Raw genomic sequence first — 20198 nt, 5'->3', positions numbered from 1 at the left:
TCGAGCCTAGCCAGCGCTGCGGGGACGGCCGCCATCGCTCGTGCGAGCACCCGGGTGCTCGCCGTCGTCGTCCTGAGGGGGAGCCGAGGAGCCGTCACCGCCGCCGCTGCGGCGCACGTCGACCACGGCCACCACGAGCGCCGCCAGCACGAGCGCCGCGCTCATGCCGAGCGCCGCGGAGAGCCCGTCGCGGGGGTCGCCGGCGCCGCTCACGGAGAGGAACACCGCGCTCACCACCGCCAGGCCGATGCCCGACCCGACGCGCTGGAAGGTCTGGAACACCCCGGACGCGCTGCCGGCGTCCCGCCCGTCGATGTTCGCCAGCGACAGGTTCACGTTGGGCCCGATGACGATGCCGCTGCCGAACCCGGCCACGAGGAACGGCACCAGCAGGAGCAGGCCCGTCCACCCGTCACCGACGGCGGGGGCCACCAGCTCGACCACGGCGATGACCCCCAGCAGACCGGTGATGACCGCGACCAGGCCTCGCACCACCAGGTGCCGCCCCTGGGCCACGACGCGCCTGCCGGCCCACGGCGCCGCCACCGCCGAGGCCAGCGCGAACGGCGTCTGGGTCAGGCCCGCCTCCAGAGCGGAGTAGCGCAGCGCGTCCTGCAGGTACAGCGTGACCGTGAAGAAGATCGCGATGAAGCCGCCGAAGTAGAGCGACCCGAGCAGCACCCCCGGGCCGAACCCGGGTGCCTTGAGGAGTCCCGGCCGTGCCAGCGGCAGGTGACCAGCGGCGGCGTAGCGGCGCTCCCAGCGCACGAACCCCCAGCCGCTGGCCGCGGCGACCACCAGGGCGACCACCACGAGCAGCGGGCCGAGCACCTCCCGCTCCTGCACCGCACCGAGCACGAGGCCCACGGCGACGGCGAGCAGCACCGTGCCCACCCAGTCCAGCCGCGAGCGCTCGGCGCTGGCGCGGTCGGAGATGAGCTTGAGCCCGAGCACGAAGGCGACCGCGGCCACCGGCATGTTGACGAGGAAGACGAGCCGCCAGGACTCCTCCCACGGGACGAGCGTGATGATCACGCCGCCGAGCAGCGGGCCGACCGCCGTCGACAGTCCCACCGTGGCCCCGAACCTGCCGAAGGCGCGGCCGCGCTCGGCGCCGCGGAACTCGGAGTTGATGATCGCGGTGATCTGCGGGTTGAGGACGCCCGCGCCCAGCCCCTGCGCGATGCGCGCGGCGATGAGCGCCTCCGGGCTCGGTGCCAGGCCGCAGGCCAGCGAGCCGAGCGCGAAGAGCACCAGCCCCACGAGGAAGATCTTCTTGCGGCCGAACGAGTCGCCCAGGCGCCCCGCGGGCACCAGCGCCAGGCCGAAGACCACGGCGTACCCCGTGACGACCCACTGCAGCTGGCTGCCGGAGGCGCCCAGGCCCGAGGAGATCGACGGCAGCGCGACGTTGACGATGCTGACGTCGAGCAGGGTCATGAAGCCCGTGACCAGGCAGACCCACAGGACGCGCCAGCGGTTCGGGTCGAGGCCCCCGCCGCCCGGGCTGCCGTCTGGGCTGCCGCCTGCGCGCGGTGGACGGGGGGTGGTCACGACTGACCATCCTCGGTCCGGTCGGGCGCTCGCGCGCGTTCGGCATGATGCCCCCATGGACAGGCAGCAGGAGTTCGTGCTCCGATCGGTGGAAGAGCGCGACATCCGGTTCATCCGGCTGTGGTTCACCGACGTCAACGGGTCGTTGAAGTCGGTGGCCGTGGCCCCCGCGGAGCTGGAGAGCGCCTTCTCGGAGGGCATCGGCTTCGACGGCAGCGCCATCGAGGGGCTGACGCGCGTCTCGGAGGCGGACATGCTCATGCGGCCCGACCCGGCGACCTACCAGGTGCTGCCGTGGCGCACCGACGCCGTCTCCGGCCAGGGCACGGCGAGGATGTTCTGCGACATCCTCACCCCCGAGGGCACGCCCGCCGCGTCGGACTCCCGGCAGGTGCTCAAGCGGGTGCTGGCGAGGGCCGCCGACGCCGGCTTCACCTTCTACACGCACCCCGAGGTCGAGTTCTACCTGCTCGCCGACGACGCCCGGAAGACCGGCGTGCCGGTGCCGATCGACTCCGGCGGCTTCTTCGACCACGTCGCACGGGGGGAGGGCCAGGACTTCCGGCGCCAGGCGATCTCCATGCTCGAGGCGATGGGCATCTCGGTGGAGTTCAGCCACCACGAGGCCGGCCCGGGGCAGAACGAGATCGACCTGCGCTACGCCGACGCCCTCTCGACCGCCGACAACATCATGACCTTCCGCACGGTGATCAAGGAGGTCGCGATCCAGCAGGGCGTCTACGCGACCTTCATGCCCAAGCCCATGGCGGGCCAGCCCGGCTCCGGCATGCACACGCACATGTCGCTGTTCGAGGGCGACCGCAACGCCTTCCACGACCCGGGCGGGCAGTACGGCCTGTCCAAGACGGGCCGCTCGTTCATCGCGGGGCTGCTGCACCACGCGCACGAGATCACCGCGGTGACCAACCAGTACGTGAACTCCTACAAGCGGCTGTGGGGCGGTGACGAGGCGCCGTCCTACGTCTGCTGGGGCCACAACAACCGCTCCGCGCTGGTCCGCGTGCCCATGTACAAGCCGCGCAAGGCCGGCGCCGCGCGCGTGGAGTACCGGGCGCTCGACTCCGCCGCCAACCCGTACCTGTCGTTCGCGCTGCTGCTCGCCGCGGGCCTCAAGGGCGTGGAGGAGGGCTACGAGCTGCCCGAGCCCACCGACGAGGACGTCACGCGCATGACCCCCGCCGAGCGGAAGGTCATGGGCATCACGCCGCTGCCCGCGAGCCTCGACAGGGCGCTGACCGCGCTGGAGGCCTCCGACCTCGTGGCCGAGACCCTCGGCGAGCACGTGGTCGACTACCTCCTGCGCGACAAGCGCGAGGAGTGGAACCAGTACCGGGCGCAGGTCACCCCGTACGAGCTGCGGCGGCACCTCCCGGTGCTGTGAGCGCCTCCCACCCGGTGGTGCTCGTCGTCGAGCACGAGGCCGCCTGCGGCCTGGGGCGGCTCGGGCCCGCCCTGACCGGCGCCCGGCTGGACGTGCGCCGCCCCTGGGCGGGCGACGTCCTGCCGACCGGGCGCGACGCGCTGGCCGGCGTCGACGCGCTCGTCGTCCTGGGTGGTCAGGTGGCCGCCTGGGACGACGACGTCGCGCCGTGGCTTCCGGACACCCGCGCGCTGCTCGCCCGCGCCGCGTCGGCCGGCGTGGCCGCGCTGGGGGTGTGCCTGGGGGCGCAGCTGCTGGCGCTGGCCACCGGCGGCCGCGTGGAGCGCGGCGCAGCGGGACCCGAGGCGGGGCTGCTGCCGGTGGGCGCCACCGCCGCCGGGCGCGACGACGCGCTGGTCGGCGCCGTCGTCGAGGTGTTCGGCGAGCGGTGGGAGGCACCCCAGGCGCACGGTGATGCCGTGACCGCGCTGCCGCCCGACGCCGAGCTGCTCGCCTCCAGCGACCTCTACCCCGTGCAGGCGCTGCGCGTGGGGGAGCGCGCCTGGGGCGTGCAGTACCACCCGGAGGTCACCCCGGCCGACCTCCTGGGCTGGCTGCAGGACCACCACGCCGAGCTGCTGGCGGCCCGCGGCAGCAGCGTCGCCGAGCAGCGGGCGGCGGTCGCCGAGGCGGAGCCGGCGCTCGCGCGGCTGGCGGCCGTGCACGGGCGCGCCCTGCTCGAGGCCGCGCTGGAGCCGTCCCGGTGAGCCGGGTCGCCGCCGCCGGCGGCTCAGCCGGTCAGGAGCCCGGCGCGCGCCTCGACAGCGCCGCCGCCCAGCTGCTGCGCACCGGCTTCACCGGCGGCCGCAGCGCGGTGAAGCTGCTCTCGGACCGCTCCCTGGAACCGCTGGCCCGGCGCGCGGGCGGCCTGGAGGGCGTCGTCGCGGCGCTCGGCGCCACCGCCGACCCCGACCGCGGGCTGCTGGTGCTGGTGCGCCTGCTGGAGCGCACCGACGACCCGGCCCTGCTCGACGTGCTCGCCCAGCCCTCCCCCGTGCGAGACCGGCTGCTGGCGGTGCTCGGGGGGTCCGTCGCCCTCGGCGAGCAGCTGGTGCGCCACCCGCAGCAGTGGCGCGCCGTCACCGACGACCCGCTGCGCCCGCCGGTGGACGAGGGCGTGGACGGCGTCGGGGACGACGACGACACCGACCGCGGCGGCGACCGCGCCGCGGTGCGCGCGCTCCTGCTGCGGGCCGTCGGCGCCGACCCCGCCGACGCCGCGCCCGTGGCGGCGGTGTCCGGGGACGCCGGCCGGGACGCGCTGCGCGTGGCCTACCGCGAGCGGCTGCTGGCGATCGCGGGAGCCGACCTCGCCAGCCCCGACCCGCTCGCCGCGGTGGACGCCGTGACGCGGTCCCTGTCCGACCTCGCCGACGCCGCCCTGGAGACGGCCCTGGCCCTGGCCCGTGCGGGCGTGGAGGGCCACGAGGCCTGCCGGATCGCGGTCATCGCCATGGGCAAGTGCGGTGCGCGGGAGCTGAACTACGTCAGCGACGTCGACGTCGTCTACGTCGTCGCGCCCAGCCTCGACGCGGACGGCGCCGACGAGGAGACCGCCACCGCCGTGGGCACGAGGCTGGCCACCGAGCTGGCGCTGGCGTGCTCGGCGACCACGGCCGAGGGCGTGCTGTGGCCGGTGGACCCCAACCTGCGCCCGGAGGGCCGCGACGGCCCGCTGGTGCGCACCCTGGAGAGCCACCTGCAGTACTACCGCCGGTGGGCGAAGACGTGGGAGTTCCAGGCCCTGCTCAAGGCCCGCCCGGCCGCGGGCGACCCCGACCTGGGCGCCGCGTACGCCGCCGCCACCGCCGACCTCGTGTGGCGCGCCGCCGACCGCCCCGACCTCGTGCCCGGCGCCCAGGCGATGCGCCGCCGCGTGGAGGACCACGTCCCGCCCAAGGAGCGCGAGCGCCAGCTCAAGCTCGGCCGCGGCGGGCTGCGCGACGTCGAGTTCAGCCTCCAGCTGCTGCAGCTCGTGCACGGGCGCACCGACCCCGCGCTGCGCACCGCCAACACGCTCGACGCGCTGCAGCGCCTGGCCGCCTACGGCTACGTGGGGCGGCACGACGCCGCCGAGCTCGACCACGACTACCGCTTCCTGCGGGTGCTGGAGCACCGGCTGCAGCTCAAGGCCGTGCAGCGGACGCACCTGCTGCCCACGAGCGAGGCCGACCTGCGCCGCCTCGGCCGCGCCGCGGGCGTGCCGGGCGGCGTGGAGGGCCTCCAGCGCGAGCTGGCCGTGGTCCGGCGCCGCGTGCGCCGCCTGCACGAGGCGCTGTTCTACCGGCCGCTGCTCGCCGCCGTCGCCGCGCTCAAGCCCGACGAGGTGCGCCTGTCGCCCGCGGCCGCGCAGGCGCGGCTGGGCGCTCTGGGCTACCGCGACCCGGCCGGTGCGCTGCGCCACATCGCGGCGCTCAGCTCGGGCGTGAGCCGGCGGGCGGCCATCCAGCGGCAGCTGCTGCCGGTGATGCTCGGGTGGTTCGCCGACGGCGCGGGGCCCGACGAGGGGCTGCTCAGCTTCCGGCGGATCAGCGAGAAGCTCGGCGGCTCGCACTGGTACCTCAAGATGCTGCGCGACGAGGGCGCCGCGGCCCAGCGCGTGGCGGTGGCGACGTCGTCGTCGCGGCTGGTCGCCGACGGCCTCGAGCGCGACGGGGAAGCCGTCCGCTGGCTCGGGGACGACGCCGAGCTGGCGCCCCGCACGCGCTCGGCGCTGCGGGCGGAGGTCGGGCGGGCGAGCGCCCGCCACGACGACCTCGCCGACGCCGCCGGCGTGGTCCGGCGCCTGAGGGGGCGGGAGGTGCTGCGCACGGCGCTGGCCGACGTCCTGGGGCTCCTGGAGGGGCCTGCCGTGCGCGAGGCGCTGAGCACGGCCACCGGGGCCGTGCTCGACGCGGCGCTCGAGGTGGCCTGGCGCGCGCCCGCGGTGGTGGCGGCGGGTGGCGGTGAGCGGGTGACGCGCTTCGCCGTCGTCGGGATGGGACGCCTGGGCGGCGCGGAGATGGGCTACGGCTCCGACGCCGACGTCGTCTTCGTCCACGACCCCCTGCCGGGCGTGCGCGGCGCCGACGCGCAGGACCAGGCCCTGGCCCTGGCCGCGGAGGTGACGAGGATCCTCACCGCCCCCGGCCCAGAGCCGGCGTTGGAGGTGGACGCGCGGCTGCGCCCGGAGGGCCGCAACGGGCCGCTGGCCCGCTCGCTCGGCTCGTGCCGGGAGTACTACCGCCGTTGGTCGGAGCCCTGGGAGGCGCAGGCGCTGCTGCGGGCCGTCCCGACCGCCGGTGACCTCGACGTGGGGCGTGCGTTCTGCTCGCTGGTCGACCCGCTGCGCCACCCCGACGGCGGCGCCGACGAGGCGGTGCTGCGCGAGGTGCGGCGCGTCAAGGCGCGCGTGGAGGGCGAGCGGCTGCCGCGCGGCATCGACCCGCGCCGCCACCTCAAGCTGGGGCCGGGCGGGCTGGCCGACGTCGAGTGGACCGCCCAGCTGCTGCAGCTGCGCCACAGCGGTGACCTCCCGGCCCTGCGCACCCCGTCCACGACGGGGGCGCTGCGCGCCGCCGCCGAGGCGGGGCTGGTCGCCGAGCGCGACGTCGAGGTGCTCGTGGAGGCGTGGGAGTTCGCGTCCCGCCTGCGGGACGCCCTCGTGCTCCACAGCGGCCGCCCCACCGACGTGCTGCCGCGGGAGGCGCGCGACCTCGACGCCGCCGCCCGGCTGCTGGGCTACCCGGCCGGGTCGGCCACGACGGTGGAGGACGACCTGCGCCGCTCGTCGCGCCGGGCCCGCGCCGTGGTGGAGCGCGTCTTCTACGGCTGACGTGCGGGTGCGCGGTGGTCGGGAGAGGCTGCGTCGGTGGACCTGCAGGGTGCTCGGGTGCTGGTGACGGGTGCGACCGGAGGGCTCGGCCGACCGACGGTCGCCCGCCTCGCGGGGGCGGGGGCGCGCCTGGCGCTGACCGCCCGGGACTCCGGTCGCCTGGAGGAGCTGGCGGGTTCCCTCGAAGGGGACCGGGCCCTGGCCGTGACGGCCGACCTCACCCTGCCCGACCAGCCGCAGGCCGTCGTCGACGCGGCGGTGGACCACCTGGGCGGCCTCGACGCCGTCGTCCACCTGGCGGGCGCGTCGGGCTTCTCCGCGGTGGGCGCGGAGGACGACGACGTCCTGGACGAGCTGCTCCTCGTCGACTACCTGGCACCGGTGCGCCTGCTGCGCGCCGCCCTGCCGGCGCTGCGCGAGACGAAGGGCACCGCGCTCGTGGTGACTGCCGTGCTCGCCGAGGGTCCGGTCGCGGGGATGGCCGCGTACGGCGCGGCGAAGGCGGCGCTGTCCAGCTACGTCGGCGCGGCCGCCAAGGAGCTGCGCCGCGACGGCGTCCGCGTGGTGGACGCCCGCCCGCCGCACACGGAGACCGGCCTCGCCGACCGGCCCCTGACGGGCACCGCGCCGAAGCTCCCGCGCGGCAAGGACCCCGACGACGTCGCCGCCCGCCTCGTGCAGGCCCTCGTCGACGACGAGCGCGAGGTCCCCTCCTCGGCCTTCTGACCCCGCGGCGGGGTCAGCAGCCGCAGCTCTTCAGCGTCGGGTCCAGCGGGGTGTGCTCGGCGATGACGCGGCCCTCGGCGTTGAACCAGGTGAACAGCTCGACGCCGTCGACGACGCCCTCGCTGACCAGACGCACTTCCTCCTCGCTCGCGCTCACGCCGCTCATCCTGGCGCGCTGGGCGCCCGGCGGCGAGGGCTCTTGCCCCGCCACTCCAGTGACTGCGCGTCCAAGGGGCGCAGCACCTCGTCACCGCCGTCGGCGACCTCCTCCGCCAGGGCCACGGCCCGTGCCAGCTGCTCGTCGGAGAGCCGCTCGAACGCCGGCCCGCGGCGCCCCGCTGCGCCGGAGCGGCCGAGCACGTCGTACCAGCGCCCGCCCACGGCGTGGTCGAGCACCACGCGGCCCAGGCAGTGGTCGGCGTGCACCACCCAGCGCTCGCGCGCTGCCCGCTCCGGCAGCTCGTGCAGCACCAACTGCCGGTAGCGCGCCAGCAGCTCCGCCCTCCGGGCTGCGGCCCCGCGCTCGCGCACCGGCCCATCGCTCACCGGCCCGTCGCTCACTGGCCCAGCGACCGGGCCACGGCCTCCAGCGGCGGCGGGACCACGCGGCGGGCGCGCAGGGCCCGCGGGGCGTCGCGCAGGGCCGGGACGAGCGCCGCGCGCTCCGGGCCGCCGGCTCGCCATGCGCGCGCGGTCCGCGCCGCCACCACGGGCCAGGGCCGCCGCATGAGCGCCGTGAGCAGCGCCGAGCGCGTGATGCGGGTGCGGCGCCGCTCGTCGGTGTCTCGCGAGGCCGACTTCTTGGGGTGGTGGTGCACCACCAGCTCGGGCACGTAGGCGCTGCCCCACCCGTCGCGCGCGAGGTCGAGCGCCACCCGCTCCTCCTCGCCGGGGAAGACCACCACGTCGTCGAAGCCGCCGACGGCCAGGAACGCCGACCGGCGGACCACCGCGGCGCAGGCGATGAAGCCCAGCGTCGACGGCCCGGGCAGGTCGGGCTCGGTCCCCAGCGGTGCGGCGGCCAGCACGTCGTTGAACGGGTCGGGCCGCTCGGCCTCGCCCACGAGGATGCGCGCGGTCAGCAGCCCCGCCCGCGGGTGCGCGTCGAGCAGCTCCGCGGCGTGCTCCAGCGACCCGGGCGCCCACCAGGAGTCGTCGTCGGCGAAGGCCACGTAGGGCGTCGAGGCCCGCTCCACGCCGAGCGTGCGGGCGGCCGCTCCGCGGTTGGCCGGCAGGGGGACCACCTCCACCTGCGGCAGCGCGGCGCGGACGGCCTCGACGGTGCCGTCGCGGCTGCCGTTGTCGACCAGCAGCACGCGCAGTCCCTGCGCGAGGTGGCGCGGCAGGGAGGCCAGCAGCTCCTCGCGCCGGTCCATGCTCGCCACCACCACGGTCACGGAGTCCGAGGGCGCGCTCATCCGACGTAGCTCCTCGCCGTCGAGCGGGTCTGGGCGTCCTCCAGGGCGAGGAAGCGCGCCTCGGCGTGCGGCGGCAGCGGCCGGCGCTCGCGCAGCACCCACGGCAGGCCGCGGGCGGCGTCGGCCACGGCCAGCACCGTGGTCCGGTCCTTGGGGACCTGCCGCGCCAGGACGCGCAGCCGGCGCAGCGCCGCCGGCCACGGGCGGCGCAGCAGCGTGAACCACACGGTGTTGCGGATGCCGTGGCGGCGCCGCAGCGAGGAGTCGCGGAGCGTCGAGGCCAGGTGGTGCACGGTGAGGTCGGGCAGGTAGCACAGCTCCCAGCCGGCGGCGGCGAGGTCGGCGGCGCACATCTCCTCCTCCCCGCCCAGCCACAGCCGCGCCGAGAAGCCGCCGACCTGCGTGAACGCGTCGACGCGGACCACCGACGCCCCCGCCAGGAAGCTCCCCAGCGCCGGGCCCGGCAGGTCGGGCCGGGAACCCACCACGGGGGAGTCGCGCAGCTCCGCGACGATCGGGTCCTCGCGGCCGCTGGGCTCCACGACGATGCGCGCGGTGAGCACGGCGACGTCGGGGTGAGCGTCCAGCACGTCGCCGGCGCGCGCGAGGCTGCCGGGCTCCCACCAGGTGTCGTCGTCGCAGAACGCCGCGTAGCGCAGACCCAGCTCCGCCAGGCGCGCCACCCCGACGTTGCGCCCCACGGCGCCCGCGTTGTGCGCCAGCGGCACCACCTCGAGCTGCCCGGACGCCACGGCCGCCGGGTGGGCGCGGCGCAGCGCGCCCGCCGTGCCGTCCGTGGAGCCGTTGTCGATGACGACCACGCGGGGCCGTTCGGGCAGGTCCAGCAGCCGCCCGACGGCGGCGAGGGCCTCCTCGCGGCGCTGCCAGGTGATCACCACGACGCCGAGGCGCGGGTCGAGGAGCTCGTCGGGGGAGGAGGTGCTGGGCATCCCGGCCGATCCTGCCTCCGGGGCGCTCGGTTCGCGCGTCCAGCGCGGGTGGGGTCAACTGGCCCCGACAGCGCCAGCGAGGTCGAGCAGTGCGGCCCGACGACGCCGTGACCGGGGAGTCCCCACCGTGGCCCAGCCCAGCACCAGCCAGCCCGACAGCCCGCGCAGCACCACCGGACCGACCACCGGCTCGACGGTGCTGCCGCAGCGCGGCTTCCGCCGGGCGGTCGTGACCGGCGGGGCCGGCTTCCTCGGCAGCCACCTGTGCGAGGAGCTGCTCGCGCGCGGCACCCAGGTGGTGTGCCTGGACTCCTTCCTCACCGGCGGGCCGGGCAACGTCGCCCACCTCGCCGAGCGCTACCCGTCCTCGCAGTTCCGGATGGTCCGCTGCGACATCACCGACTTCGTGCACGTCCCCGGCGACGTCGACCTGGTCCTGCACTTCGCCTCCCCGGCCTCCCCGATCGACTACCTGCAGCTGCCGATCGAGACCCTCAAGGTCGGTGCGATCGGCACCCTGCACGCCCTCGGGCTGGCCAAGGAGAAGGGCGCGCGCTTCCTGCTGGCCTCCACCAGCGAGGTCTACGGAGACCCGCAGGTGCACCCGCAGCCGGAGGACTACTGGGGCCACGTCAACCCCGTCGGACCGCGCGGGGTCTACGACGAGGCCAAGCGCTACGGCGAGGCCATGACCACCGCCTACCGCACCACGCACGACGTCGACACCGCCATCGTGCGCATCTTCAACACCTACGGGCCGCGGATGCGCCCGCACGACGGGCGCGCCATCCCCACCTTCATCCGCCAGGCGCTGGCGGGGGAGGACATCACCGTGGCCGGCGACGGGATGCAGACCCGGTCGGTCTGCTACGTCGACGACCTGGTGCGCGGCATCCTCGCGCTGGCCGGCAGCGGCCACCCGGGCCCGGTCAACGTGGGCAACCCGCACGAGATGACCGTGAAGCAGATCGCCGAGGACGTGGTGGCCGCCACCGGGTCCCGCTCGCAGGTGCGGTTCGTGGAGCGTCCCGTCGACGACCCGCAGGTGCGCCGCCCGGACACGACGCTGGCGCGCACGCTGCTGGGCTGGGAGCCGGCCGTGCCGTGGCAGCAGGGCCTGGCCTCCACCGTCGCCTTCTTCTCGGGGCTCCGGCAGGCCGCATGAGCGCCGCTGCGGTCCACCGGTCTCACGAGGGCGCCGACGGGCGCCCGCTCGTCGTGACGCTGGCCCTGGACGAGGCCAGCCAGGCGCGGCTGGACGACCTCCGTCGGGCGCACTTCCCGGCGGACCGCAACCACCTGCCCGCCCACGTGACGCTCTTCCACGCGCTGCCGTCCGCCGGTGCCCACCGCGTCCAGGAGCTGCTCGCCGAGCACGCGGAGTCCACCGCGGCCTTCGAGGTGCGCGTCGGGGAGGTCCTGAGGCTGGGCCGGGGGACGGCGCTGCGCCTGGCCTCCCGCGACCTGGACGCGCTGCACGCGCGGCTGCTGGCGCGCCTGCGCAGCGAGCTGGGGGACGAGTCCCTCACCGCTCAGGACCGCCAGCGGTTGCGGGCGCACGTCACGGTGCAGAACAAGGTCGACCCCGTCCGGGCGCGAGCGCTCGCGGACCGCCTCGAGGTGGAGGTGGCGCCGTGGACCGCCCGCGCGGCGGCGCTGGAGGTGTGGCGCTACGACGGCGGCCCCTGGGAGCCGGTGGAGACCCTCCCGCTGCGGTGACCGGGCCCCTCTGGGATCACGGCAGGGCGTTGATGGCGTGCGGCAGCACGCCCCACAGGTGCTGCACGGCGTACGAGCGCCACGGCGCCCACGCCGCGGCCTTCCGCTCCAGCGGGCGCGCGTCGCCGGGCAGTCCGAGCGCCCGCGCCGCAGCCAGCACGCCGAGGTCGCTGGCGAGGAAGGCGTCGGTGTCGCCCAGGGCGCGCATCGTCACCGTCTGAGCCGTCCACGGGCCGATGCCCGGCAGCGCCAGCAGCTGGGCGCGGGCACGGGACGGGTCGCCGCCGTCGTCGACGTGTCGGAGGTCCAGCGCCCCCGAGGCGAGCACGCGGGCGAGGTTCCGCAGCGTCTCGCGGCGCCGGACGGGCAGGGCGAGCAGGCGCGTGGCGGCGTCGTCGTCGAGAGCGGCCACGGACCCGGCGCTGGGGAACAGCCGCAGCCCGCTGGAACCGGCGGGCTCCCCGAGGGCCGCCACGAGCCGCGCGGCGTGCGTGCGGGCCGCCGCCGTGGAGACCTGCTGGCCGAGCACCGCGCGCAGCGCCACCTCCTCGGCGCTCGGCGAGCCGGGCGTGCGACGCCCCGGCACGGCGGCGACGAGCGGGGCGAGCGCCGGGTCCTCCGAGAGCGCGGTGTCGGGCAGGGCCGGGTCGAGGTCCAGGTCCAGCAGCCGCCGGCACAGCAGCGCGGCGAGCGGTGCCTCGGCGGGGTCGGTGGTGGTGATCTCGACGCGCACCGACGTGGCACCCGGGGGCGGGACGTGGACGACGACGACGGCGGGCCCGCCAGGCAGGCGCAGGCTGCGCCGCAGCGCGCCGCTGCCGGGGTCCTGGCCTGGCAGCCACTCCTCGACGCCAGGGACCGCCGTCGCGGCGAGGTGGCCGAAGAGCTGGTCGGCGTGCAGGGGCGGCGTGAAGGGCAGGTCCACGGACCCCAGCCTCGCGGGTCGTAGCCTGGGGGGCATGGCCAGCACCTCCACGGCAGAGCATCCCGTCAGGTCCGCCGCGGAGCTGGAGACCATGCGCGAGTCGGGCCGGGTGGTGGCCCTGGCGCTGCAGGCGGTCAAGGCCGCCGCGGTGCCCGGGGTGAAGCTGCGCGACCTCGACGACATCGCCCGCACCGCCCTGCACGAGGCCGGCGCGGAGAGCAGCTTCTTCGGCTACGCCCCGGCGTGGGCCCCCACGCCGTACAAGGGCGTGCTGTGCCTGTCGCCCAACGAGGTGGTCGTGCACGGCCCGCCGACCGGGCGCAAGCTCGCCGACGGTGACGTGCTGAGCATCGACTTCGGCGCCGCCGTCGACGGGTGGCACGGTGACGCCGCCATCACCGTCATCGCCGGCACGTCCACCGAGGAGGACCGCAGGCTCGTGGCGGCCACCGAGGAGGCGCTGGCGGCGGGCATCGCCGCCGCGGTGCCCGGGGCGACCCTGCTCGACGTGGCCACCGCCATCGACGCGGTGGCGAAGAGGCACGGGTTCGCGCACCTGCCCGACCACGGCGGCCACGGCATCGGCCGGGCCATGCACGAGGCGCCCTTCGTGCCCAACCAGCCGCTGGCCGGGGCGCGGGACGTGCGCCTGGAGGCCGGGCACACCATCGCCATCGAGCCGATGCTGCTGGCCGGCTCACCGGAGTACCGCACGGCGCGGGACGGCTGGTCGGTGGTGACGCGCGACCGTCGCCGCGCCGCGCACGCCGAGCACACGGTGGCCGTCACCGACGACGGCCCCGTCGTCCTCACCGCCCCCTGAGCCCGGCTCCTTCGCGCTTTCCTCGGCAAGTGCGCCAAAGGCAGCCCCTGTCCCGCACTTGCCGAGGAAGGTGCGGGACAGGGGCGTGGGTCAGCCGGCGAGGAAGCCCAGCAGCACCCGGTTGAACTCCTCGGCGTGCGAGGCGTTGATGCCGTGCGGGCCGTCCTCGACGACGTGCAGCTGCGAGCCGGGGATGGCCTCGTGGCTGCGCTGCCCGCTCACCTCCAGCGGGACGATCGCGTCGCTGTCGCCGTGGATGACCAGCACCGGGATGCCGGCGGCCGCCACGGCGGAGACGTCGCCGCGGAAGTCGGTGCGGCCGAAGGCGGTGATGCAGTCGAGGGTGCCCTTGGGGGAGGCGAACTCCGCGATGTGGCGGGCGTACTGCCGCTGCGGCTCGCTGACCTTGACCTTGGCGCCGGTGAGGCCCTTGCCGGCGGAGAAGAAGTTGGTGGTGAAGTCCTCGAGGAACGCGATCCGGTCGGTCTTCACGCCGGTCTGGAACTGGGCGATGGTGTCGTCGTCCAGACCGCCGTCGGGGTTGTCGGCGGACTTGTAGAGGTACGGCGGGACGGCGGCGGCCAGCACGGCCTTCGCCACGCGCGAGGTGCCGTAGCGGGAGATGTACCGGACCACCTCACCGCCGCCCATCGAGAAGCCCACGAGCGTGGCGCCGGCGACGTCGAGGTGCGTCAGCAGCGCGTCGAGGTCGGCGGCGAAGGTGTCGTAGTCGTAGCCGTCCCACGGCTGGGAGCTGTCACCGAAGCCGCGGCGGTCGTAGGTGATGACCCGGTGGCCGGCCTCGACGAGCGCGGGGACCTGCGCCTCCCAGGAGCGGCCCGAGAGCGGCCACCCGTGGATGAGCACGACGGGCGCACCGGTGCCGTGGTCCTCGTAGTACAGGTCGACCTCGGCGCTGGAACCCGAGCTGGACCGTCCGACGGTGAGGCGGGGCATGGCTCTTCCCTTCGGTGGAGTCACGGCCGTCGAGGCCGCTCCACCATCCTGCCCCCAAATCCAGTCGTGCGCGACTCAATACCTATCGCGCGCGACTGGTTCGCTCAGATGGCCGCAGGGCCCTCGAGCCGCTCGACCAGCTCCGTCAGCTGCGCTACGACGCCCTTGATCTCCGGCACGGTGAGCCCGGTCGCGCCGACCACGGTCCACGGCACGTCGGCGAGCTCCTCACCGAGCGCCTTCCCCTGCGGCGTCAGTGAGACCTCCACGCGGCGCTCGTCGTCGGTGGAGCGCGTGCGCGTCACGAGGCCGCGCTCGGCCAGGCGCGTCAGCAGCGGGGACAGCGTGCTCGACTCCAGGCCCAGCTCCTCGCCGACCCCGCCCACGGTGGTGGTGCCGCTCAGGCGCAGCAGCGTGATGACGAGGTACTGCGGGTAGGTCAGCCCGTGCGGGGCGAGCAGGGGCCGGTACTGCGACGTCATGGCCCGCGACGCGCGGTGCAGGGCCAGGCACAGCATCTCGCGGACCTCGAAGTCCCCGCCCGTCGCCACGGTCGGCTCGGACGCGCTCTCGGTCGGTTGCATCAGTCCACCGTACCTGCGAGGACGTCGCGCACCGTCGTGCGGAGGAGGACGGGGTCGGGGGACACCCCGTGCGGGTCACCCGGCGCGTCCCCCGCACGGGAGCGCCACAGCACCCGGTGCCGGTCGTGGTCGACCGCGGGCCCCCACCGCGCGGGCGACGTCGGCCCGAACAGCAGCACCGACGGCGTGCGCGCGGCCGTGGCCACGTGCGCGGCTCCGGTGTCACCGGACAGCAGCAGGGGGCTCGTCGCGACCAGCTCCAGCAGCTGCGCCAGCGACAGCCGCCCGCACAGGTCGGCGGCACCGGCGGCGGCCACCTCGGCGCACGCGCCGGCCTCGTCCGGCCCACCCGTGACGACGATGACGCGACCGGCGCCGGCCAGGGCGGCCACCACTCGGGCCCAGCGCTCGGCGGGCCAGCGCCGGGACGGTGAGGCGGCGCCGGGGTGCACCACCACCGGACCCGTGCGCGCGCCTAGGGGCACGTCGCGCAGCACGAGGTCCTCGGGGCCGCACGCACCGCCCAGGGACCTGACGAGGGAGCACCAGCGCTCGACCTCGTGGGCCTCGCCGTCCCAGACCGGCTGGCCGGGGCGGTCGAACGCCACGAGCTCGCGCGGCCGCAGCGCGGCCAGCGCCGCCGTGCTCTGCGGGCCGCGGCCGTGGAGGTTGACCGCGAGGTCCACCGTCGACGGGCCGAGTCCGCCCAGCACCGCGGGGTGCTCGGCGGCGGCGCGCACCAGGGCCTCGGGCTCGAGCGGAGCCAGGCCCCGCACGGGGAGCACCGCGTCGACCACACCCTCGTCCACCAGCAGCCCGCCGGTCTCGGGCGGGCCGGCCAGCACCAGCCGGGCCTCCGGTCGGGCCCGCCGCAGGCCCCGCAGGGCGGGGACGCCGGTGAGGGCGTCACCCAGCCCCAGGGCCCGCAGCGCGAGCACCGTCGTCGTCACGGCAGGGCCGTCAGGGCCAGGACGGCTCCGTGGACACCGTGACGACGATCTCGCGCACCTCGGTGCCGACCGGCTGGCGCAGGGCGTGCACCACCGACAGCGCCACCTGGCGCGGGTCCATGAGGGCAGCGTCGGGGCCGGGCCGGTACTGCTCGGTGCGCCCGTCGAAGAAGGCGGTGCGCATGCCGGCGGGCACCAGCATCGTCACGCCCACCTGCCCCGCCAGCTCCAGCTGCAGCGAGCGCGTGAACCCGACGATGCCGAACTTGCTCGCGCAGTACGCCGTGGCGTCGCTCGCGGCGCGCAGGCCCAGGGAGCTGGCCACGGTGACGACCGTGCCGCGGGCGGCGAGGAGGTGCGGCAGGCAGGCGCGCACAGCGGCCGCCGTGCCGATGAGGTTCACCCCGATCACCTTCTCCCACCGGTCGGTGGGGACGTCCTCGAGGCGCCCCACCGCGTCGGTCCCAGCGGCGGTGAAGAGCGCGGTGGGCGGCCCCACCTGCTCGACCAGGGACGCCACGGCCCGCTCGACGGCGGCGGAGTCCGACACGTCCGCGAGGGCGTGCGCGGCCGCTGCCGAGCCCTGCGGCGGAGCGGCCCTGTCGATGACCGCGGCGGTGCCGCCCAGCGCGGTCACCACCTCCACGACGGCGGCCCCGAGACCGCTGGATCCGCCCGTGACGTAGACGGTGCCGAGCGGGCGCTCGAGCTCCATGCCGTCGAGCAGGGGGGTGGTGCTGGGGGTCGCGCTGGTCACCGGGCGGTCTCCTGGGTGGTGCGGTCTGCGGGGGTGGCCGACGTCGACGCCGGCAGGGCGCCGCGGGCGAGGATGGAGGTGGTCGAGCGCCCGTCGAGGTAGGGCAGCAGCACGACGCGTCCGCCCCAGCTGCGCACGAGCGGCGCCTCGGGCAGCTCGGCGCCGCCGTAGTCACCGCCCTTGGCCCAGACGTCGGGGCGGACCTGCGCGAGGGCGGCGCGGGGGTCGTCCTCGGAGAAGACGACGACGGCGTCCACGCAGTCCAGCGCCGCGAGCACGCGGGCGCGGTCCACCTCGTCGTTCACCGGACGGGTGGGGCCCTTGAGCCGGCGGACGGAGGAGTCGGCGTTGAGCAGGACGACGAGCGCGTCGCCCAGGCGGCGCGCGGCTTCGAGGGTGGCGACGTGCCCGGCGTGCAGCACGTCGAAGCAGCCGCCGGTGGCCACCACGGTGCCGCCGGTCGCCCGGACGCGGGCGACCACGTCGGCGGCGGTGCTCGGAGCGCTGCGCTCGGCCGCGCCGGCAGCCGCCGCGGCGGCGCCCTGCGAGGCCGCCTCGCGCTGGGCCGCGCGCCAGCCGGAGGCACCGCCTGCGGCGACCCACGCCGAGGCGTCGGCCACGGCGGCGACGACGGCCTCCGACAGCACCCGGCCGGTGGCCAGCGACACCGCGGCCGAGGCCGCGAAGCTGTCGCCGGCGCCGCACGGGTCACCGCCGGCCACCACGGCGGCGGGGGCGAACACCGCGTCGGTGCCGGGGGAGGCGAGCCAGGCGCCCTGCGCCCCGGTCGTGACGCAGACCCCGCGCACGCCCCACGTGGAGGCGAGGTGCTCGGCGAGCACGTCGGGCGAGGCGCCCGCGACGCCCGGCGAGGCCGCGGCGCGCGCCTCCGAGAGGTTGGGCGTCACCAGGGCGCAGCCGGGCACGGGCGCCCCTCCGCGCGGGTGCGGGTCCCACACCACGGGCACGCGGCGGGCCGCCTGCGCCAGCGCCTCGCGCACGGCGGGGTCGCGCGTGGTGCCGGCGCCGTAGTCGCTGACCAGCACGACGTCGGCGTCGGCCAGGGCCTCGGCGAGCACGGCGAGGTCGACCTCCACCGGGGTGGCGGGGCCGCCCTCGTCGAGGCGGACGAGGGACTGGCCGGCCACGCGCACGCGGGTCTTGGTGCGGGTGCCGCCGGCGTGGCCGAGCGCGACCACCTCGACGCCCTCGACGCCGCCGGAGGGGCTCTCGAGGGCCTCGCGGAGGCGGCGGCCCGCGTCGTCGTCGGCCACCGGGGCCACCAGCGAGGTGCGGGCGCGACCGGCCACGAGCAGGGCCGTCAGGCCGGCGCCGCCGGGGCTCTCGTCGAGACCGGTGACGTCGACCACGGGCACGGGGGCGTCGGGGGCCACGCGGTCGCTGCGCCCGAGCAGGTCGCGGTCGAGCACGGCGTCACCGACCACGACGACGCGGGGGCGGCGGTCACCGGCGGACCGCGCCGCCCGCGCCGGCCGGTCGGCCGGCTGATCGGCCGGTTGATCGGCAGAGCGCAGGTCGAGCGGCTCAGCGCTGGCACCTGCAGCTGCAGCGGGGACGGGCGCGGCGGCGCTCGTCGTCGTCCCGGTGGTGGCGGCGAGGAGGTGGGCGTCCACAGCGGCGCACAGCGCGTGGACCACCACGAGGTGGCCCTCCTGCACCGCGGAGGTGGACGAGCCCGGCTCGCCGACGCGCAGCACCTCGTCGCTGGCCTCCGCCAGCGGGCTGTGGGCGGGCCCGGTGAGGGCCCACACCCGCAGGCCGGCGCGGCGGCCCGCCTGCGCGGCGCGGACGACGTTCTCGCTGCGCCCCGACGTGGAGAGCAGCAGCAGCACGTCACCGGGCCGGCCGTGCGCCTGCACCTGACGGGCGAAGACCTTGGCGGCGCCGTAGTCGTTGCCGATGGCGGTGGTGGAGGACGACTCCGCGTGCAGCGCGATGGCCGACAGCGGCTTGCGCTCGTCGACGAACCTGCCGACGAGCTCGGCGGTGAGGTGCTGGGCCTCGGCGGCGCTGCCGCCGTTGCCGGCGGCCAGCAGCCGGCCCCCGCCGTCCAGGACGGCGGCGAGGTGGCGGCCCCAGGCGTCGAGCCGGGCCGCGGCGGCCTGCAGGCCGCCGACGGTCGCGTCGACCTCGCTGCGGTGACCGGCCAGCCAGTCGGCCGCCGGCGTCGTGCGGCTGGTCGGGTGCGTGCTGTGGTCGGGAGCGCCCAGGGTGCTCACACCGCCTCCTGCTCGTCGAGGTGCAGCGCAGGACCGCGCACCAGCGGGGATGCGGGGCCCTTCGGCGCCGCGGCAGTCGCCGCGCGCCGGGCCGTGCCCCTCAGGGCCCGACCGTAGGCGTCCTCGGTCGATGCCGCCACGCGGTCCCAGCCGTAGTGGGCCAGCGCCCGGCGGCGCCCCGCGCGGCCCCACCGGCGGCGCCGGGCGGGGTCGTCGAGCAGCGCGCGCACCGTCGCGGCCAGCGCCGCGGTGTCGCGCGGCTCCACGAGCGCGCCGGTGGCGCCCTCCACCACGGTGTCGAGCAGCCCACCGACGGCCGTGCCGACCACGGGCAGGCCGCAGGCCATGGCCTCCAGCGGGGCGATGCCGAACGGCTCGTACCAGGGCGCGTTGACCGACACGTCGGCCGAGCGGAGCAGCCGCGGCACGTCGGGCTGCTCCACCTGTCCCACGAGCAGCAGCCGGTCGGCCACGCCCAGGGAGCGCGCCACGCTCCGCAGGCGCACGGCCTCCGGGTCGAGGTGCAGCTCGCGCGGCGGAGGACCACCCGCCACCACCAGCTCGGCGTCGGGCAGCACGGCGAGGGCGCGCACGGCCGTCTCCACGCCCTTGCGCTCCACGAGCCGGCCCACGCTCACCAGCCGGAACCGCGGACTGCCCGCGGCGCGCGGCTCCACGGGGCCCTCGGGCTCGAAGTGCTCCAGGTCCACCCCGCACGGCACCACCGCGGGGCGGCGGCGCGGTGCGGCCAGGGCGTCGAGCTCGGCGACCTCGTCGCGGCAGGTGGCCACCACGAGGTCGACGTCGCGCACGAGGCCCGCCTCCAGCGCCACGCGCTCCGCCGGGGAGGTGTCGTGGTCCCCCTGGTGGCGGCGCTTGACGGAGCCGAGGGCGTGGAAGGTCTGCACCACGGGCACGCCGAGCGCGCGCCCGGCCTCCAGCGCGGCCAGCCCGGACATCCAGAAGTGGGCGTGCACCACGTCGGGCCGGGAGCCGGGGGAGGCCCAGGAGCGCCTCAGCTGGGCGGCGAACGCCGGCATCCAGGGCAGCAGCTCGTCCTTCGGCACCGGCCGCGGCGGACCGGCGTCGACGTGGACCACGTCCACGCCCGGGCCCATGCGCACGCGCCGCGGCAGGTCCGGCGCGTCGCGCCGGGTGTGCACCTCCACCTGGTGACCGCGGGCGGCCAGCGCCTGCGCCAGGGCTGCGACGTGCACGTTCTGCCCGCCGGCGTCGACACCTCCGAGGACCGCCAGGGGACTGGCGTGCTCGGAGACCATCGCGATCCTCATCGGTGTCTCCTGGGTAGGTCCAGGAAGGGGCCGCGTGCTCGACCCCGG

Annotated in this window: 19 protein-coding genes; 7 read left to right on the top strand and 12 right to left on the bottom strand. The window is 76.7% G+C overall.

Annotated features, from left to right (window positions below; genetic code table 11):
* Positions 1-6 precede the first annotated feature (6 nt).
* Positions 7-1554 (bottom strand): MFS transporter, encoded by a 1548-nt coding sequence (locus FMM08_RS17790; protein WP_222710902.1) that lies wholly within the window; start codon positions 1552-1554, stop codon positions 7-9.
* A 55-nt stretch (positions 1555-1609) separates the two neighbouring features.
* On the opposite strand from FMM08_RS17790, the gene glnA reads away from it, so the two are divergent.
* From glnA to FMM08_RS17770, 4 genes are read left to right on the top strand one after another with little or no spacing between them, the layout of a single operon-like run.
* On the top strand, positions 1610-2956 hold the full coding sequence (glnA, locus tag FMM08_RS17785; RefSeq protein ID WP_147927704.1) for a type I glutamate--ammonia ligase: 1347 nt from the start codon (positions 1610-1612) through the stop codon (positions 2954-2956).
* Complete coding sequence (locus FMM08_RS17780) at positions 2953-3702, top strand: type 1 glutamine amidotransferase (protein ID WP_187279830.1); 750 nt, start codon at positions 2953-2955, stop codon at positions 3700-3702. Before glnA ends, FMM08_RS17780 begins: the two co-directional genes overlap by 4 nt.
* On the top strand, positions 3699-6809 hold the full coding sequence (locus tag FMM08_RS17775; RefSeq protein ID WP_222710901.1) for a bifunctional [glutamine synthetase] adenylyltransferase/[glutamine synthetase]-adenylyl-L-tyrosine phosphorylase: 3111 nt from the start codon (positions 3699-3701) through the stop codon (positions 6807-6809). Before FMM08_RS17780 ends, FMM08_RS17775 begins: the two co-directional genes overlap by 4 nt.
* A 36-nt stretch (positions 6810-6845) precedes the next feature.
* Entirely contained in the window at positions 6846-7535 is a 690-nt protein-coding gene (locus FMM08_RS17770) for an SDR family NAD(P)-dependent oxidoreductase (RefSeq protein WP_255472548.1), read from the top strand.
* A gap of 13 nt (positions 7536-7548) precedes the next feature.
* On the opposite strand, the gene FMM08_RS23155 is transcribed toward FMM08_RS17770, so the two are convergent.
* Genes FMM08_RS23155 through FMM08_RS17755 form a run of 4 tightly spaced genes read right to left on the bottom strand, consistent with a single transcriptional unit; the run spans position 7549 to position 9903 of the window.
* Positions 7549-7692, bottom strand: a complete 144-nt coding sequence (locus tag FMM08_RS23155) for a hypothetical protein (RefSeq protein ID WP_187279829.1) — start codon at positions 7690-7692, stop codon at positions 7549-7551.
* Between the two features lie 5 nt (positions 7693-7697).
* The gene (locus FMM08_RS17765; protein ID WP_255472546.1) at positions 7698-8081 is read right to left on the bottom strand and encodes a hypothetical protein; all 384 of its coding nucleotides are present in this window, start codon (positions 8079-8081) and stop codon (positions 7698-7700) included.
* A gap of 11 nt (positions 8082-8092) precedes the next feature.
* Positions 8093-8953, bottom strand: coding sequence for a glycosyltransferase family 2 protein (locus FMM08_RS17760; RefSeq protein WP_147927702.1), 861 nt, complete (start codon positions 8951-8953; stop codon positions 8093-8095).
* Positions 8950-9903, bottom strand: a complete 954-nt coding sequence (locus FMM08_RS17755; protein ID WP_147927701.1) for a glycosyltransferase family 2 protein — start codon at positions 9901-9903, stop codon at positions 8950-8952. The genes FMM08_RS17760 and FMM08_RS17755 overlap by 4 nt, the downstream gene beginning before the upstream one ends.
* A 196-nt stretch (positions 9904-10099) precedes the next feature.
* Here FMM08_RS17755 and FMM08_RS17750 point away from each other — a divergent pair, with 196 nt between their 5' ends.
* The gene (locus FMM08_RS17750) at positions 10100-11068 is read left to right on the top strand and encodes an NAD-dependent epimerase/dehydratase family protein (RefSeq protein WP_147927758.1); all 969 of its coding nucleotides are present in this window, start codon (positions 10100-10102) and stop codon (positions 11066-11068) included.
* Positions 11065-11622 carry a 2'-5' RNA ligase family protein gene (locus FMM08_RS17745; RefSeq protein ID WP_147927700.1) on the top strand — a complete coding sequence of 186 codons (558 nt, stop codon included), beginning with the start codon at positions 11065-11067 and terminating at the stop codon, positions 11620-11622. The genes FMM08_RS17750 and FMM08_RS17745 overlap by 4 nt, the downstream gene beginning before the upstream one ends.
* 16 nt (positions 11623-11638) lie before the next feature.
* Here FMM08_RS17745 and FMM08_RS17740 read toward each other — a convergent pair whose 3' ends face one another.
* Complete coding sequence (locus FMM08_RS17740) at positions 11639-12547, bottom strand: DNA-3-methyladenine glycosylase 2 (RefSeq protein ID WP_187279835.1); 909 nt, start codon at positions 12545-12547, stop codon at positions 11639-11641.
* A 34-nt stretch (positions 12548-12581) separates the two neighbouring features.
* Here FMM08_RS17740 and map point away from each other — a divergent pair, with 34 nt between their 5' ends.
* Positions 12582-13370 carry a type I methionyl aminopeptidase gene (gene map, locus FMM08_RS17735; RefSeq protein WP_147927698.1) on the top strand — a complete coding sequence of 263 codons (789 nt, stop codon included), beginning with the start codon at positions 12582-12584 and terminating at the stop codon, positions 13368-13370.
* Positions 13371-13460: 90 nt separating this feature from the next.
* Here map and FMM08_RS17730 read toward each other — a convergent pair whose 3' ends face one another.
* From FMM08_RS17730 to FMM08_RS17700, 6 genes are all read right to left on the bottom strand, one after another.
* Entirely contained in the window at positions 13461-14327 is an 867-nt protein-coding gene (locus tag FMM08_RS17730; RefSeq protein ID WP_147927697.1) for an alpha/beta fold hydrolase, read from the bottom strand.
* A gap of 104 nt (positions 14328-14431) precedes the next feature.
* A complete protein-coding gene (locus tag FMM08_RS17725) occupies positions 14432-14911 on the bottom strand; it encodes a MarR family winged helix-turn-helix transcriptional regulator (RefSeq protein WP_147927696.1) in 480 nt (159 codons plus the stop codon).
* Positions 14911-15861, bottom strand: coding sequence for a glycosyltransferase family 9 protein (locus FMM08_RS17720; RefSeq protein ID WP_147927695.1), 951 nt, complete (start codon positions 15859-15861; stop codon positions 14911-14913). Before FMM08_RS17720 ends, FMM08_RS17725 begins: the two co-directional genes overlap by 1 nt.
* Positions 15862-15871: 10 nt before the next feature.
* Positions 15872-16576 carry an SDR family oxidoreductase gene (locus FMM08_RS17715; RefSeq protein ID WP_147927757.1) on the bottom strand — a complete coding sequence of 235 codons (705 nt, stop codon included), beginning with the start codon at positions 16574-16576 and terminating at the stop codon, positions 15872-15874.
* A gap of 38 nt (positions 16577-16614) precedes the next feature.
* Positions 16615-18858: a PfkB family carbohydrate kinase gene (locus FMM08_RS17710; RefSeq protein ID WP_222710898.1), complete on the bottom strand. Its 2244-nt coding sequence runs from the start codon at positions 18856-18858 to the stop codon at positions 16615-16617.
* The gene (locus tag FMM08_RS17700) at positions 18855-20150 is read right to left on the bottom strand and encodes a glycosyltransferase (RefSeq protein WP_147927694.1); all 1296 of its coding nucleotides are present in this window, start codon (positions 20148-20150) and stop codon (positions 18855-18857) included. The genes FMM08_RS17710 and FMM08_RS17700 overlap by 4 nt, the downstream gene beginning before the upstream one ends.
* Positions 20151-20198 lie beyond the last annotated feature (48 nt).

It is taken from the genome of Quadrisphaera setariae (assembly GCF_008041935.1).
Classification (GTDB): domain Bacteria; phylum Actinomycetota; class Actinomycetes; order Actinomycetales; family Quadrisphaeraceae; genus Quadrisphaera; species Quadrisphaera setariae.
Note: the sequence above shows the minus strand (reverse complement) of the source record. Positions and strands in the feature narration are given on the sequence as shown.